The sequence below is a fragment of the Apibacter sp. genome, assembly GCF_025291155.1.
In the GTDB taxonomy this organism is placed as follows: Bacteria; Bacteroidota; Bacteroidia; order Flavobacteriales; family Weeksellaceae; genus Apibacter.
Genome location: NZ_JAMBJZ010000010.1, coordinates 24356 through 40510 on the forward strand (window position 1 = coordinate 24356; position 16155 = coordinate 40510).

The window sequence follows — 16155 nt, forward strand, 5'->3', positions numbered from 1 at the left end:
ACAATTACTAGTTATGGAAATTTATTTTGAAATAAATATAAAAATTTAACCCCTATGGTTTTCAAATCATTAAAATATATTGCAGTATAATTTTAAAAATACCTTGATAATGACAAAAGTATTATATTTGAAAAAAAATAAGATTACTATATGAAATTGCTTGAAGGAAAAACCGCTATAATTACCGGAGCAACCAGAGGAATCGGAAAAGGAATTGCAGAAGTATTTGCTAAAAACGGGGCTCAGATTGCTTTCACATATGCATCATCTGTCGCTAAAGCAGAAGAATTGCAAAAAGAGCTTGGTAACCTTACTAAAGTAAAAGGATTCCAATCAGATGCTTCTGATTTTGAATCAGCACAAAAACTTGCAGATGATGTTATCAAAGAATTCGGTCAGATAGATATCGTAGTTAATAATGCAGGGATTACCAAAGATAACTTACTATTAAGAATGAATAAAGAAGATTGGGATGAAGTGATCCGTATAAATCTTGATTCGGTATTTAATCTTACCAAAGCAATCGTCAAACCTATGATGAAACAAAAAAAAGGGTCGATTATCAATATGAGCTCTGTAGTTGGTGTGAAAGGAAACGCTGGACAAGCGAATTATGCCGCATCCAAAGCAGGAATTATTGGTTTCTCTAAATCAATAGCATTAGAATTGGGATCAAGAAATATTCGTTGCAATGTAGTTGCTCCGGGATTCATCGAAACCGAAATGACGGAAGCATTAGATGAAAAAACTATTCAAGAATGGAGAGACAATATTCCTCTAAAAAGAGGTGGAACACCGGAAGATATTGCCAACGCTTGTCTATATCTTGCCAGTGATCTATCAAGTTATGTTACCGGACATGTACTTAATGTGAACGGTGGTATGCTTACTTATTAAACAAAATATATGGATAAGGTATTATAAATAAGAGATTAAAAATTTTAATCTCTTTCTTTTTTTAACTTATTAAAATATGTATAGCAATAAATTATCAGTACAATTATTAGGAGAAGTTTTATATCGATACGATATTACTGACATTATCATTTCTCCTGGCTCCAGAAATGCGCCTTTAACCATACATTTTACAAATCATAAAGAGTATACTTGCTATAGTATAGTCGATGAACGTTCTGCCGCATTTTTTGCTTTAGGTATGGCTCAATCCAAAAAAAAGCCAGTAGTCATCTGTTGCACCAGTGGAACGGCTTCGGCCAATTATTATCCGGCCATTATTGAAGCGTTCTACCAGAATGTTCCTTTATTAGTACTTACAGCAGACAGACCCGAGAATTATGTAGATATTTTTGACGGACAAACAATTCGACAAAAAAACATTTACAGTAACCATATTTATGGATCTTTTCAGCTATCTGAATCGGAAAATGAAGAATCAATTACACAAAATTTCCTGGATTTAAAAAAAGCATTACATACGTGTATCTTAAAATCCGGACCGGTACATATAAATATTCCATTTTCAGAACCATTATACAAACAAACTGAAAAAATAGAAATTATTATTGACAAACTAGCTCTTCCGTATAAAAGCTATAATTCGGACTTATATTCTCCTCTATTACCTACTTGGAATCATTATTCTAAAAAGATGATCCTTGTAGGAATGCAACAACCTAATTCGAAGCTTACTCATTTGCTTGAAAGATTGGCTGATAGAGAAGATACGATTATTCTTACTGAAATTACATCAAATCTCAACTCCAGCAAATTTTATCCTACTATCGATCGCTATATGTTCCCATTCGGTGAAGATAAGATGGAAGAGTATAAACCCGATCTACTTCTTACCATAGGACAGAATATCGTTTCCAAGAAAATTAAAGATTTTTTACGTAAATCAAATTTACAGGCACATTGGCATTTGGATGAATTTTGGCATCCCGACACCTATTTTTCTTTAACTGAAAAAATAGAAGAAAATCCCGTTATTTTTTTAAAGAAATTAGTGAAAATTTCGCCAAAAACTTCTACTTATTCATTACTCTGGAAACAATTAAAGAATGAACGCGAACAAAGACATCATGAATTTGTTGCTCATCTTCCGTTTTCAGACTTATGGGTAATAAAAACCTTGGATAAAAAAATACCTGATTCGTATAATCTTCAACTATCCAATAGTTCCATGATTAGATATGCGCAATTATTTAATTTTAATTCTAAAAATAAAATATTTTGCAACCGAGGAGCCAGTGGTATTGATGGATCTACTTCCACTGCAGTCGGCTTTGCCGTTGCCGATCACCATCCTACTGTTTTAATAACCGGCGACATTGGTTTCTTTTATGATTCTAATGCTTTATGGAATAAATACATCCCTCATACATTTAGAATTATTCTCATAAATAATGGAGGTGGAGATATTTTTAAAATCATTCCGGGACCCGATACATCAAATGCTTTAGATGAATTTTTTGTCACTCATCACGACCGTACTGCTCAACTACTAGCTAAAGAATATAATTTTGAGTATTTACAAGCTCATAATCAAGAAGAGTTAGTAAAACACTTAGAGTCATTTTTTAATTCTTCCCATAGACCTAAATTATTGGAAATTAATACAGCAGGACAGCCAAATTCAAATCTTTTACGAGAATATTTCAATTATTTAAATCAGGAATAGAAATATGAGAATTAATTTATTTACCCCTATGCGGGAAGAAAATCAAAAAATAATGGATGCTATAACAGAGTTTTCATCGCTAAAGCATTCATATGAAGTCATTGTAACTGGAATTGGTCGTGAGAAAATTGCAAAATCCCTGGTCAATAAACCAAAATCCGATTTAGATATTTTAGTGGGTTTCACGGCAATAACCGGAATTGAACAAACCATGCCTAAAGAATTACAAAAAGGCTGCTTAGTAGAGGTAGTAGCTTCTTCTTTATATGGATATTCGGGTGAAATTTTTGAAAATGGAAAATTGTTACTTTCCGCTTCCCGTACCCAATTCCCTACTCTCACTTCCCTTACTTCCGATAAATTTGTGACCACTTCCCATTTACCGATTGGCACGCTTATTAACATGGAAGATTATAGTTTCATGTATTTGAAAAGACCCCATGATTTCATCATACGGATTATATCTGACTTTTTGCCTCACCAGGATGAAATAGATTTTTTTAAGGTTATTGAGGATATTTCTTTTACTCCAGTAATTGAATTTTTAGAAAGTTTGGAATCATAATTTAAACTGATTCTTACCCATTTATATTATTTTAATTTAAGTTTTACTAATTGGTTATGATATTCTGTTTCTATGATTCACTCGGTTTTACCATTTTAACTTGATCTGCTTTTTTACAGTTGATAGCCGTTTGGCAATAATAATTATAGTTCTCCTCCTTAAATAATTTTTATAAATTATCATGAATAATCCTTTCATTTCTCAGAATTTAAAGCCATAGTAGCGTCATCACAAAATAAATATTACGGATTCTAAGAGGAAAAATTCTCATTTAAATAATTTATTTTAAAATTAATTTACATGCACAAACTTGAAAAATTAAGCACTTATTTTATTAAGAATTTTGTGTATCGTTTAATATTCTTTCCGTCTTCATTTTCGAATTTCTCTTTTTTTATATTAAGTTAATAATTGATTAGCTTATATATTTTTGAAAGTTGAACATAATGATTGGTCTCTCCATACCAAGGTAGATTTGTTTAATATTATTTGTAAAATCCGTATAGTCAGTTTTTTTGGTTTGAAAAAATATCTTCTCCTGTCCAGAGTAATTTGTAATTTTTTACTAAAGAAAAACATTCTAAATGATAGATTTACACTATGATAAAAATTCACAGCACTTATTACATCCTTCCCTTTTGAATTAAAATTCCAATTTATATTAAATATAAAATTTTTATTCTTATCCAAATAAAAGGAATTATCTGTTGAAAAATAGAATAACCAACAAATATTTTTGATCTTTCCTATTTGTAAATTATCCAATTTATATTCGGAATATTGAATATTATTTCGTTACTACTTTCCAATCAATAAAGGAATAATAAAAAATGTATAATGCGATTGTTTTACATCCACTTGTAAAGATAAATTCCATGAATCTTTTTTGTTTTTTAAAAAACAATACTAATTAATCCGCTATTTAATTATGAATCATATTGATAGGATGGATTTGTAATTATTTCTATACTTCTTACCTCATCTGACGGGATACTTTTTAAGTAGTTATTCAACGATTCTCCTGATAGTTCAACTAACCTGTTATCAACAATTATTTTAGCTAAACTTTTCCCTATTATTTTGATATTATTCCCTTCAACTTTTATTTTTGGAGTCTTCACTAATACATTAAAACCTGTACCTAAAGTGGATACCATAGATTTTTCTACATTCAATACCGTTATGTCTATTTTCCTCTCAATTATTTTATTTTTACCCTTTATAATTACTTGCTGTATTTCTTTACTTTTATAAAGCTTTATTGTACCTAAGTCTATATTTTCTTTTATTATTAAAAAATCTGCATATAGCTCTTCTTCATTTTCTTCAATTTTATATTATATAATCCTGGATGCAAATCTTTGAAAATAAAAGAATTTTTATCATCTAATTGAGTGGTAATTGTAATAGAATCTTGTTTAGCTAAAGTGATTTTTACAGAAGTGTTTAATATATTTTCAGCAAAAATTAACAGTTCCTTTTTGAAAAATTTTCCGAGAATAGCTAAGAATAGTAAATAAATATATAAAAAATAAATTTTCAAAGCTTTTTTATAATAAAAGGGATATAAATAATAATATCTTTATTATTAAATATTTATTGTATTTTATAAATAAACATTTGAATAGAGCACTAATTTTTCAATAATCAAATTAAAATAAATATAGATGCTCACTTACTATTTTTTATTCTATTTAGTATAAAATTATATTTTTATATTATTGCGTTTAGCAAAAATTCTTTTCACATAATTTTTGTTACATTTTAAATTTAACTATAATTTAATAGAAAGAGGAATACTATTTATAAAAAATCAAAGTGTAAAAAACTGTATTTTTGTAAAATGAAACTATTGAGTTACAATGTTAACGGAATAAGAGCCGCCATAAATAAAGGCTTAGTAGAATGGATAAAATCGGCAAATCCTGATATACTTTGCTTACAAGAAATTAAAGCTCACACAGATCAATTTGACGTGTCACAATTTGAAAGTTTAGGATATCATTCTTATTGGTTTTCCGCTGAAAAAAAAGGGTATAGTGGTGTAGCTATATTATCAAAAGAAAAGCCTATATCTGTAAAATATGGATGCGATAATCAAGAATATGATCAGGAAGGAAGAGTATTGCAAGCAAATTTCAACAATTATTCGGTGATAAGTGTTTATGTTCCTTCCGCAACTAATATGGCTCGTCTAGGATTTAAATTAGACTTTTGCGAATACTTATTAAAATATATTAAAAACTTAGAAAAAGATTATCAAAATCTTATTATAAACGGAGATATAAATATTTGTCACAAAGCCATCGACATTAATGATCCAGTAAGAAATGCTAAAGTTTCAGGATTTCTACCTGAAGAAAGGGAATGGATGGATCGATTTTTTAAACAATGTAATCTTGTTGATACCTTACGCGTTTTCAATCATGAACCTTTTCAATATTCGTGGTGGACTTATAGGGTAAAAACTGCGCGAAACAACAATAAAGGTTGGCGAATAGATTATTCATTGGTTACTAAACCCTTAGTCAAACATTTACAAAGAGCTTATATTTTAACACAAGCCATTCATTCGGATCATGCCCCTGTAGGGATAGATTTCGATCTAAATAAATTACAAAATCTTTAATTAAATTATCTAATTATGAAAAAAGCAACTTGCATTATTTCTCTTTTGGTAATTGCTACCTCATGTGTACCGCAATCCAAATATGATGAATTAGAAAAAAAATATTACGCATCCTTACAGGGAGAAAGAAAAAGTCAGAAAGCCATTCAGGAGAAAGAAGATGCATTAAAATCGTTATCAGACCAATACTCTTCATTACAACAGCAGCAAGAAGCTCTTGCAAAAAAGAAAGCTCAATTAGATGCTGAATATTCGGATCTTCAAATTGAATATGCTACTAAGCTGAAAGATATGGAAGATTTGAAGACTAAAAATGCACAAATTTCCAACGAAGTCCAAACCACCGAACAATCTCGAAAAAAAATCCTAAATGAATTGGAACAAACCCAAGGTCAATTACAAGAAAAGATTAAAAGGATAAATGAACTGGAAGGATTAATTTCACAACAAAAGGAATCAGTTTCGAAATTAAAAAACAAGCTACAAATAGCTTTAAAAAATTATGAAGGTAAAGGAATAACCGTCGAAGAAAAAGAAGGAAATATTTATGTTTCTATGGAGAATAAGCTTCTTTTCCCATCGGCAAGCTGGACTGTAGAGGCCGAGGGTATAAAAGCTCTACAAGACCTTTCCGAAGTTTTATCTAAAGATAATAATCTAAATATTATAATTCAAGGACATACCGATTCTGATAAATATGCCGGTAACGGAAACATAAAAGACAATTGGGACTTATCTGTAATGCGCGCTACTGCTATTACCAAAATTCTTCAATCTGAAGGGGTATCTCCCAAACAAATGACAGCTTCAGGTAAGAGCGAATACGCTCCATTAGCTAATAATTCTACTGCTACAGGAAAAGCTATAAATAGAAGGGTGGATATTATTATAGCCCCCAATTTAAGTGAGATAACAAAGATTTTAAACGATTTGTAATCATTGATAGATAATGCGGGTTGTTATTCAAAGAGTTTCAGAATCGTCTGTTAGGGTTGAGAATAAAATAGTGGGTAAAATTAATCAAGGATTACTATTATTTTTAGGCATTGAAGATGCGGATAATCAAGAGGATATAGAATGGTTGGCTAATAAAATTTGTAATTTACGAATATTTAATGACGAAAAAGGTATCATGAATAAATCTCTCTTAGATATTCAAGGAGACATATTATTAGTTAGTCAATTTACCCTTCATGCATCTACAAAAAAAGGAAACAGGCCCAGCTATATAAAAGCAGCAAAACATGAATATGCTAAGACCATGTATGAAAAATTCAAAGATTATCTTTGTCAATTATTAAAAATATCTATTCAAACAGGAGTTTTTGGGGCAGATATGAAAGTATCATTGATCAATGATGGCCCCGTTACTATAACAATAGATTCTAAAAATAAAGAATAAATAGGTATTTCAAAAGCGTGTATTTTATAAAAAATATATAAAAGCAAATGTTCTCAATCCATTTTTTTACATAAAAATATAATTTGAATATCAAATAAAAAAAACCTGATTACTATTCTAATCAGGTTTTTTTAAATAAATATGATTTAATTTAAATTATATTAATATTTAAATCCGCCATTTCTTGCTTATATACTCCATTCACCAGTTTGTCTCTTACAGCTTCGAATGCTTGAAGAGTTTTATCTATTTCTTCATCTGTGTGTGAAGCTGTTGGTATTAAACGTAAAAGAATCATTCCTTTTGGTATAACCGGATATACTACCACACTGGTAAATATTTTATAATTTTCACGGATATCTTTTATCAATAATGTTGCTTCAATAGCATCTCCCTGCATGTATACAGGAGTTACACAAGTATTGGTTTTGCCTATATCAAATCCTCTTTCTTTAAGGCCTTCTTGAAGTTTTTTTACATTATGCCATAATCTATCTTTAAGTTCAGGTTTACTTTTCAGTAACTCCAATCTTTTTAAAGCCCCAATAACCATAGGCATTGGAAGTGATTTGGCAAAAATCTGTGAACGTAGATTATATTTTAAATATCGGATAATTTCCTTATTAGATGCTACAAATGCACCAATTCCTGCCATAGACTTTGCAAAGGTAGAAAAATAAACATCAATACCGTCTTGGCATCCTTGTTCTTCACCTGCACCTGCTCCAGTTTTACCTAACGTACCGAAACCATGAGCATCATCTACTAATAATCGAAAATTATATTTCTTTTTAAGCTCAACGATTTCTTTTAATTTTCCTTGCTCACCTCTCATTCCAAAAACCCCTTCAGTAATCACCAAAACTCCTCCCCCTGATTCTGCTGCGTTTTTTACTGCTCTTTTAAGGTTTTTTTCTAAGCTTTCCATATCATTGTGCTGATAGGTAAATCTTTTACCGAAATGAAGCCTTACGCCATCTACAATACATGCATGGCTATCAACGTCATAAACAATCACATCATTTTTGGAAACAAGAGTATCAATTATTGATAGCATACCTTGATAACCGAAATTCAAAAGATATGCCGCCTCTTTATTAGCAAAAGCAGCAAGTTGTTTTTCCAATTCTTCATGGTAATGGGTCTGCCCAGACATGGCACGAGCACCCATCGGATACGCCATACCATATTTAGCGGCAGCTTCGGCATCAGCTTTTCTTACTTCAGGATGATTGGCTAGTCCTAAATAATCATTAATGCTCCAGACTATCATGTCTTTACCCTTGAATTTCATTCTCGGACTGATTTCTCCTTCTAGAACAGGAAATATATATTCACCTTCCCCATAGTCCGCATATTTAGCAAGAGGACCGGGATTATTTTTTATTCTCTCAAAAATATCCATTTTTATTATTTAACCAAAGTTACTTATATTTTTTCTACAGTAGCGTGTGATTCTAATCCATTCAATTTGCTATTAACAAAACCTTGAGATGACATCCATTCATCACTAAAAACTTTAGTCATATATCTTGATCCATGATCCGGAAAGATTAGAACAGCTACAGAACTCTCATCAAAAGTATCTGCGACAGTTCGTGCCGCTGTTAAACTTGCTCCACTCGTATAGCCTACCATCATTCCTTCTTTAAGCGCTAACTCTCTTGTAGCATAAGCACTAGGTTCATCTGATACTTTAACATATTTATCAATTACGGAAAAATCCAATGCACCAGGTATTAGGTTTTTACCTAGACCTTCTATTTGATAAGGCTTTATTTCATTAGGATCAACTTCTCCTGTTTCAAAGTATTTTTTTAATACTGAGCCTACGGCATCTACTCCTATCACTTTAATATTAGGATTTTTTTCTTTTAGAAACTGTGCTGCACCGGTTAGAGTTCCACCTGTTCCTGTACATCCTATAAGATGGGTAATTTTACCTTGGGTCTGCTCCCAAATCTCAGGACCTGTACTTAGATAATGAGATTTTGTATTTTCTTGATTAAAATATTGATTAATATATAACGAATTAGGGGTATCCGCGGCTATTCGTTTAGCAACTTCATAATAGGATCTGGGGTCATCTGCCGGAACATTAGCCGGACATAAATATACTTTAGCTCCCATTGCTTTAAGAAATGAAATTTTTTCAGGTTTTGTTTTATCGCTTACAGCTAAAATACATTTATAGCCTTTAACGATACTTACCATAGCTATGGAAAAACCGGTATTCCCTGAAGTTGTTTCCACTATAGTTGCACCTGGCTTTAATAAACCTTGTTTTTCAGCATTTTCAATTATATGAAGTGCAATTCTATCTTTAGTTGAGTGTCCGGGATTATAACATTCCAATTTTGCAAAAAAAGAACCTTTCATCCCTTCTGTTACTCTATTTAAGCGAACTAACGGCGTATTGTTAATTAACTCAAGAACATTATTATAAGTTCTAGCCATCCTATCTTATTATTAATTTATATAATTAATTCAAGGGGCAAATTTATAATTTTTTTTTCTTACAAAAAACTTAACTTAATGAAATTTGACTTATTCAAACCAAATCGAATCTTAAACCTTATTTTTTTGCTAAATTTATATAAATTCCTAATAGTTATTATATATATACTTTATTATTTCTTTATCTACTTCTGATAATTCAATCCCTCTTCTTTTCATAGACCGTTCTGCTACCTCAAAAACTTGTTCTAATTTGAAAAGAGGGCTTTCTGACCTACCTCCCCATGAAAATGATTTTATAAGGTTTGGAGGAAAACCTGGGGTAAATATATTTGCAGAAACTCCCACTACTGTACCTGTATTAAACTGTGTATTTATAGCAGATTTTGAATGATCGCCCATAATCATACCGGCAAATTGCAATCCTGAGTTTATAAATTTTCGTGCGGTATAATTCCAAAGCTTTACTTCTGCATAATTATTCTTCAAATTAGAGGCATTTGTATCGGCTCCAAGATTACACCACTCCCCTATTACCGAATTTCCTAAAAATCCTTCATGCCCCTTATTAGAATATCCCAATATTATAATATTATTTACTTCTCCTCCTACTTTGGAATACGGTCCTATAGTTGTTCCTCCATAGACTTTTGCCCCCATATTTATTTTGGAACCTTTACACAAGGCAAACGAACCTCGAATCATTGCACCTTCCATAACCTCTGTATTCTTCCCTAGATAAATAGGCCCCTCTTTGGTATTTAAAATCGCACATTCTGCAACAGCTCCATCTTCTATAAAAATTTGTGATGGATCTCCTATAATTTTAACCGTATCAGATAAATCCTTTGATTTTCTTCCTTGTGTTACTAATGTAAAGTCATAGGCTATAGCCTTTGCATTGTAGGTAAATAAGTCCCATGGATATTGTATATGAATTCCTTTGAATTCTATATTATTCTTCTTATCAAATTTATTTAATTGAAAATTTTCGAGTGTAGTTTTTGAAGCTATTAGTTCCTCATTATGATAGATAGCTTCTCCAAATTCTAAATTTTTAAGTGTGAGAATAAATTCTTGGTAGGGGAAATAAGTTGGGTTAATGAAAAAATTTTGTTCTTCTGTATGAAGGGAATATTTTTTTGAAAGATATTCTTGAGTCAAATATGAAATTTTCTCTGTCTGGAATATTGATCTCCATCTTTCAGCAAAAGTCAATATTCCCATTCTTAATTCTGCTACAGGACGTGTATAAGTTAACGGCAACAGATCGGAGTATTCTTTCCCATCAAAAAGAATAATATTCATAATTTCTACTTTATTATTTTTTCAAATATATAAAATTATATCATAGAATTTACTTTATCTTAATCATTATAATTAATTGTATTTATAAGTATATGTTGACCATATACGTATTATTTAATATAAATTATTTTATTATGCCCCAGTGTAACTCTTTATTCGATATAATGATTTTTAAAATATTCCAATCCTTCGGATGCTCCTTTCTGAATGAATATAATATCATTTCGTAACGCTGTTTCAACAGGTTTAGGATCGATTACATACACTTTTGAGGTTATAGGAACGAAGTCTAATAAAGATGCTGCTGGATAAACCTGTAAAGAACTCCCTATAATAAGAAATAAATCTGCATTTTGAGTTATTTCGATAGCCTTTTCCATTTCGGGCACCATCTCACCAAACCATACAATATGGGGTCTTAATTGTCCTCCATCTTCAGCTAAATCTCCCATATGAACATCTTGTAAGGTTTCATAAACTAATGATTCATTAGTTTCGCTTCTCACTTTTGTAAGCTCCCCATGTAAATGAAGAATTTTTGTTGATTGAGCTCTTTCATGAAAATTATCAACATTCTGCGTTATGATTGAAATATCAAAAATGGATTCAAATTCTTTTAGCAAATAATGTCCTTGGTTGGGTTCGTGATTTTGCAATTCTGCTCTACGCATATTATAAAAATTCTGAACAAGTTCCGGATTTTTATACCATCCTTCTATGGAAGCAACTTCTTGCACATTATAATTTTCCCATAATCCACCTGAGTCTCTAAAAGTGCTCAGACCACTTTCAGCACTCATTCCTGCTCCTGTTAATACAACTAATTTTTTTTTCATACTATATGTTCTCAATTAGTTAATTAATATTTTCATTTAATATAAATATTTGGTTCTATTTTTTCATCTCCTCATAAGCATTAATTCCACATAGCAGAAATTTCTTAAATTCTTTTTTATCCATATAGCCGGCAACTGGGAAATTTATTATTTGGCTATCCGGAGTTACCAAAACATAAAATGGTTGAGAGTTAGAATTAAAGTTCTCCCTTTGAAAAGTAGACCATTTATTTCCAACCGTTTTAATTTTTCTTTTTCGACCCTCTTTCAAACTTATAGTTATTTGTTCATTTTTTGGTAATTCTTCTGAGTCATCTACGTACAGTGATGCAATAATTAATTTATCATGTAAGATATTCCAAATATCTGTTTCACTCCAAACATATTCTTCCATTTTTCGACAATTTTCGCATCCATATCCTGTGAAGTCAATTAATATAGGCTTATTTTCTTTTTTTGCAATTTCTATGGCTTCATAATAATCATGTACACTGGTAAGTCCTAATACTCCTTCTGTCTGATTATTTTTATAAATACTTATATTTAAGGGTGGGGTTAATCCACTAAGTAATTTTAAATTCGGTTTTTTTGAAGGGAACAATCCGGGAAGCATATATACCGCTATACCTATAAATATACATGCCCAGATTTTTCGCCCAATTCCAATCTTTGGATGCTTATCGTCATGAGGAAATTTAATTACCCCTAATAAATAGAGCACTACTGATATGGAAATAAGAATCCAAATGGCAATAAAAATTTCTCTTTTCAAAAAGAACGTTTTTGCTACTAAATCTGCCTTAGATAAAAATTTAAACGCTAATGCTAATTCAAGAAATCCTAAGACAACTTTTACTGTATTCATCCATCCTCCGGATTTAGGCATGTTATGTAAAAATTGTGGAAATAATGCAAATATGCCAAAAACTAATGCCCAAGCCAAACCGCAACCTCCAAATGCCATGGTCAATTGGTTTGGATTTTGAATTGCATTGGCTAATATACTTCCTAATACAGGTCCGGTACATGAGAAAGATACTATGACTAAAGTTAATGCCATAAAAAATAATCCTATTACCCCTCCCGATTCGGAAGCTTTATCGGACTTATTAGCCATCCAACTAGGAAGTGTGATATTGTAATAACCGAAAAAGCTAAATGCAAATAGAATAAAAATTATAAAAAAGATAAGGTTTAACCATATATTGGTAGCTATTTGGTTAAAAATATCGGAATTTATTCCACTAATTAAATGAAATGGTAAAGTGAATAATACAAAGATTAATAGGATGAAAAAGGCATAAATCAATGCATCTTTTTTCCCTTGCTTTTTACTTTTAGCATGTTTGGTAAAATAGGATATGGTCAACGGAATCATGGGATAAACGCAAGGAGTTAACAAAGCTACCAATCCCCCAAAAAATCCAAATGCGAAAATCCACATATTCCCCTCTTCTTTTATTATTTTCTCACCACACTCTTTAGATATGGGTTCTGCTACATTTAAGCTGGGAATTATAATTTGATTTTTATTAATTGTATTAACTGCTGTTTTAGATTCGACAAAATCTTTCATTCGGTCAGAATCGATAGAGTCCACTTTAGGAGTTAATACGACCGAAGAATGTTTAATTGTATCTTTTTGTATTATTTGAGTTTTTTCTTCATATTTATCTTCCGGAGTTATTGTAAATGTAAAAGATTCTACATCAGGTGCTAAACAAACTTTATCGTTACATATCTGAAATTCGACTTCTGCTTCAAATACTACGGGATTAGTACCCTTAATCTCTAATTGTTGTCGATATTCTACCTTATTAGAATAATAAATTAAGTTTCCTTCAAATACGTCCGAGTATTCTTCGATCTTTTTACCTATTTCTTTGGTTGGACCTACTAATCGAATAGAAGAGTTTTCAGAGTACACAAATTGAGTAGGAATGGCACTTTCTACTTTAATATCTTTAGAATATACATGCCAACCAGGTTCCAATATTGCTGTAAATATGGCCTCGTATTTATTTTCCTTAGTATGCTTAATTTCAGACTTCCACTTGATAGGATTCTTTACTTGAGCCTGTACTATTATTGCAAGAGTAAAAAAAATCCAAATCAGTTTTTTCATGATAAGCGTTTGTTTTTTATAATTAGAGTTTACGTATCAAATGTAATAAATTTCGCAAATATATACCATTCGTTATACCCTAATTTTATTTTCTTAAAAACATTTTTTTATATAAAATTGAAAATAGGTGTTATATTTTTAAAAATCTGCATGATATTTATGACCTGATTTATAAATAGTTCTTTATTTATGCAATAAAAATTAAATGTGATTTATTCAAGAAATTCTTTTCTATTAGCTCAAATAAATTTTCTAAATAAATTAAATTTTTATTGAATTTTATTAGAAAGAAGCCCTTATCTGAACACTTCCCGTATGGATTGCCTGGGATTCCTCACTCTTACGACCGTCATAGATTATATTCAAGGTAAAGACAGAACTGAGTTCTCTTTGAAGATAAATTTTCCAAACACTATTCTTTCCGCTTAGTAAGCCTTCCATCATTTGACTGGAAACTAATGAATAGTTATTCCCTTTTAAATCGTTTTTAATGTATGAATAACTACCTGTAAGAGAGGTTCTTTTTTCATCATTCCAACGTAATTCTAAACCTACCTCTCTCCAATCTAAACGTTCATTTCCTAATATATTTTTTTTGTTTTGATATTTAACTAAAGTACTTAAGCTAATATTTTTTTGTATTTCATAGGTTACAGATGGATTTATTGCCGTAGTTTCTATAGTAAAGCGTTTGGTTGAAAAAAGTTGAGATCTACTTTTATCCTTTATTAAATTACTTTGAATGGCAAAAATCCAGAATTTCCATGGTTTATAATTTAATAACACTTGAAAATTATCATTATTTCTTTTTTCTCTCCCTGTAAATATATATTGTGTATTATTATTTTCCATATATTGAAAGGTTGCCATCCACTTATGAATACTTAGTCTATTAATAGATAAATTTGTGGTAAAACTTTGCGTTTGAGTTAAAAGGTCACTCTTCGAGAAGGGATTTAATTCTGCTGTTTTATTTTTTTTCTTATACGATGAAACTGATTGGAATGCCGATTGTAATCCTATTCTTTCCCACCAGCTTGATCGTAAAAATCTTGAAGGCGATATTTGTAAGCTAAAAATAAATTTATTGCTATTTGATTTTACATAATTGATATTATCTGTATATACACGTATGTATTGGGCTTGATCACTAAATTCTGCAACTTCAAATTCATCAAGCTCTTCTATTCCGTTTCCATTATAATCCGTCCATTTATAAATACCTTTCCCATCTGTTACTTTCACATATTTGAATTCTCTTTGCGCTTCTTGTCCACTAGATAACTCATAAACTGAATTTAATTGTACCCCATTATTACATAATATTTTATTCCAACGGAGTGATCCTAATATGTAATTTTCATCATTTTGATTACTATATACTGCTTTACTATAATGAACTTTTCTATAATGAAAATCTAAGTATAAATTATGTTTTTGAGTTTTTATTAAATGATTAGTTAGTATACTTCCATAGGAAGTTGTAAAATTCTTCAGTTTACCTACGCGAACTGAGTCGTCTGATCTAATATATAATTTTAACTCTGTGGTTATTTTTAAACTATCTAAAGAAAAAGTAGTATATATTTCATTCCAGTTAAAACTAGAAGAAGTATATTCCGATACTAAATTATTTTTATTTCTATTTGATTCTCCTTTATATCCTATGCCTGTTTTCAGGCTTCCTATTTTATGATGAAATTCTGTAGTGTATTTGATAAAATTTGATTTTATACTGTCTTGTTGTGTAGTATGCAAATAACTTATTTTAGAATGAAAGTCAGTATTTTTTTTTCTATATCCTAGCAATATGTCATTTTTATAACCAGTATAGAAGTTTTTTTCGTCTAATAAATTAAAAGTGTAATTTACGATCCATTTATCAAAAAAAACATTCTTCCAATTCAAACTAAATTTATGTTGATTTATGCCGTTAAATTCTTGCGAAATATTAAAATCTCTATCAAATTCTACCTCATGTATTCTTTCTAAAATATGGAAATTTTTCTGAATAAATGTATGGGATAAATTCAGATTACTTTTCCAATTATTTTTTTCATTCTTTATATCTATATAAAATCTGCTTGCATAACCTGTGTTTTTTTTATTCCCTACGGAAGAAAATGTATTTTCATCGTAATTACTTAACGCTAAATTTATACCGACATTTCCATAAGCAAATCTATATTCGG

The 16155-nt window shown here is 30.3% G+C and carries 12 protein-coding genes and 1 pseudogene; 6 read left to right on the forward strand and 7 right to left on the reverse strand.

The window, feature by feature from the left end; all coding sequences use genetic code 11:
• Positions 1–150: 150 nt before the first annotated feature.
• The 3 genes from fabG (at position 151) to M3Z80_RS02195 (ending at position 3206) form a co-directional block, all read left to right on the forward strand.
• Positions 151–897, forward strand: a complete 747-nt coding sequence (gene fabG / locus M3Z80_RS02185; RefSeq protein ID WP_293917100.1) for a 3-oxoacyl-[acyl-carrier-protein] reductase — start codon at positions 151–153, stop codon at positions 895–897.
• Between the two features lie 76 nt (positions 898–973).
• The gene (menD, locus tag M3Z80_RS02190; RefSeq protein WP_293917103.1) at positions 974–2641 is read left to right on the forward strand and encodes a 2-succinyl-5-enolpyruvyl-6-hydroxy-3-cyclohexene-1-carboxylic-acid synthase; all 1668 of its coding nucleotides are present in this window, start codon (positions 974–976) and stop codon (positions 2639–2641) included.
• 4 nt (positions 2642–2645) lie between these two features.
• Entirely contained in the window at positions 2646–3206 is a 561-nt protein-coding gene (locus M3Z80_RS02195) for a hypothetical protein (protein ID WP_293917106.1), read from the forward strand.
• Between the two features lie 926 nt (positions 3207–4132).
• Here M3Z80_RS02195 and M3Z80_RS02200 read toward each other — a convergent pair.
• Positions 4133–4363, reverse strand: a complete 231-nt coding sequence (locus M3Z80_RS02200; protein WP_293917108.1) for a hypothetical protein — start codon at positions 4361–4363, stop codon at positions 4133–4135.
• Positions 4364–5049: 686 nt separating this feature from the next.
• Between M3Z80_RS02200 and M3Z80_RS02205 the strand changes: the two genes are divergently transcribed.
• From M3Z80_RS02205 to dtd, 3 genes are read left to right on the forward strand one after another with little or no spacing between them, the layout of a single operon-like run.
• Complete coding sequence (locus M3Z80_RS02205; RefSeq protein ID WP_293917111.1) at positions 5050–5835, forward strand: exodeoxyribonuclease III; 786 nt, start codon at positions 5050–5052, stop codon at positions 5833–5835.
• Positions 5836–5850: 15 nt separating this feature from the next.
• Positions 5851–6771: an OmpA/MotB family protein gene (locus M3Z80_RS02210; protein ID WP_293917112.1), complete on the forward strand. Its 921-nt coding sequence runs from the start codon at positions 5851–5853 to the stop codon at positions 6769–6771.
• Between the two features lie 13 nt (positions 6772–6784).
• Positions 6785–7237: a D-aminoacyl-tRNA deacylase gene (gene dtd, locus M3Z80_RS02215; protein WP_293917114.1), complete on the forward strand. Its 453-nt coding sequence runs from the start codon at positions 6785–6787 to the stop codon at positions 7235–7237.
• 151 nt (positions 7238–7388) lie between these two features.
• Here dtd and M3Z80_RS02220 read toward each other — a convergent pair whose 3' ends face one another.
• The 6 genes and pseudogenes from M3Z80_RS02220 to M3Z80_RS02245 all read right to left on the reverse strand — a co-directional run.
• Complete coding sequence (locus M3Z80_RS02220) at positions 7389–8642, reverse strand: aminotransferase class I/II-fold pyridoxal phosphate-dependent enzyme (RefSeq protein ID WP_293917116.1); 1254 nt, start codon at positions 8640–8642, stop codon at positions 7389–7391.
• A gap of 23 nt (positions 8643–8665) precedes the next feature.
• Positions 8666–9694 carry a PLP-dependent cysteine synthase family protein gene (locus tag M3Z80_RS02225; protein ID WP_293917118.1) on the reverse strand — a complete coding sequence of 343 codons (1029 nt, stop codon included), beginning with the start codon at positions 9692–9694 and terminating at the stop codon, positions 8666–8668.
• 147 nt (positions 9695–9841) lie between these two features.
• On the reverse strand, positions 9842–11002 hold the full coding sequence (locus tag M3Z80_RS02230) for a GlmU family protein (RefSeq protein ID WP_293917121.1): 1161 nt from the start codon (positions 11000–11002) through the stop codon (positions 9842–9844).
• 152 nt (positions 11003–11154) lie between these two features.
• Entirely contained in the window at positions 11155–11838 is a 684-nt protein-coding gene (locus tag M3Z80_RS02235; RefSeq protein WP_293917123.1) for an SIR2 family NAD-dependent protein deacylase, read from the reverse strand.
• 55 nt (positions 11839–11893) lie between these two features.
• Entirely contained in the window at positions 11894–13963 is a 2070-nt protein-coding gene (locus tag M3Z80_RS02240; RefSeq protein ID WP_293917125.1) for a protein-disulfide reductase DsbD family protein, read from the reverse strand.
• Between the two features lie 282 nt (positions 13964–14245).
• Positions 14246–16155: pseudogene (locus M3Z80_RS02245) on the reverse strand (hypothetical protein); the annotation flags it as partial.

Coding starts and splice junctions, on each gene's coding strand:
- fabG (WP_293917100.1), top strand. CDS start 151: ATGAAATTGCTTGAAGGAAAAACCGCTATAATTACCGGAGCAACCAGA.
- menD (WP_293917103.1), top strand. CDS start 974: ATGTATAGCAATAAATTATCAGTACAATTATTAGGAGAAGTTTTATAT.
- M3Z80_RS02195 (WP_293917106.1), top strand. CDS start 2,646: ATGAGAATTAATTTATTTACCCCTATGCGGGAAGAAAATCAAAAAATA.
- M3Z80_RS02200 (WP_293917108.1), bottom strand. CDS start 4,363: ATGGTATCCACTTTAGGTACAGGTTTTAATGTATTAGTGAAGACTCCA.
- M3Z80_RS02205 (WP_293917111.1), top strand. CDS start 5,050: ATGAAACTATTGAGTTACAATGTTAACGGAATAAGAGCCGCCATAAAT.
- M3Z80_RS02210 (WP_293917112.1), top strand. CDS start 5,851: ATGAAAAAAGCAACTTGCATTATTTCTCTTTTGGTAATTGCTACCTCA.
- dtd (WP_293917114.1), top strand. CDS start 6,785: ATGCGGGTTGTTATTCAAAGAGTTTCAGAATCGTCTGTTAGGGTTGAG.
- M3Z80_RS02220 (WP_293917116.1), bottom strand. CDS start 8,642: ATGGATATTTTTGAGAGAATAAAAAATAATCCCGGTCCTCTTGCTAAA.
- M3Z80_RS02225 (WP_293917118.1), bottom strand. CDS start 9,694: ATGGCTAGAACTTATAATAATGTTCTTGAGTTAATTAACAATACGCCG.
- M3Z80_RS02230 (WP_293917121.1), bottom strand. CDS start 11,002: ATGAATATTATTCTTTTTGATGGGAAAGAATACTCCGATCTGTTGCCG.
- M3Z80_RS02235 (WP_293917123.1), bottom strand. CDS start 11,838: ATGAAAAAAAAATTAGTTGTATTAACAGGAGCAGGAATGAGTGCTGAA.
- M3Z80_RS02240 (WP_293917125.1), bottom strand. CDS start 13,963: ATGAAAAAACTGATTTGGATTTTTTTTACTCTTGCAATAATAGTACAG.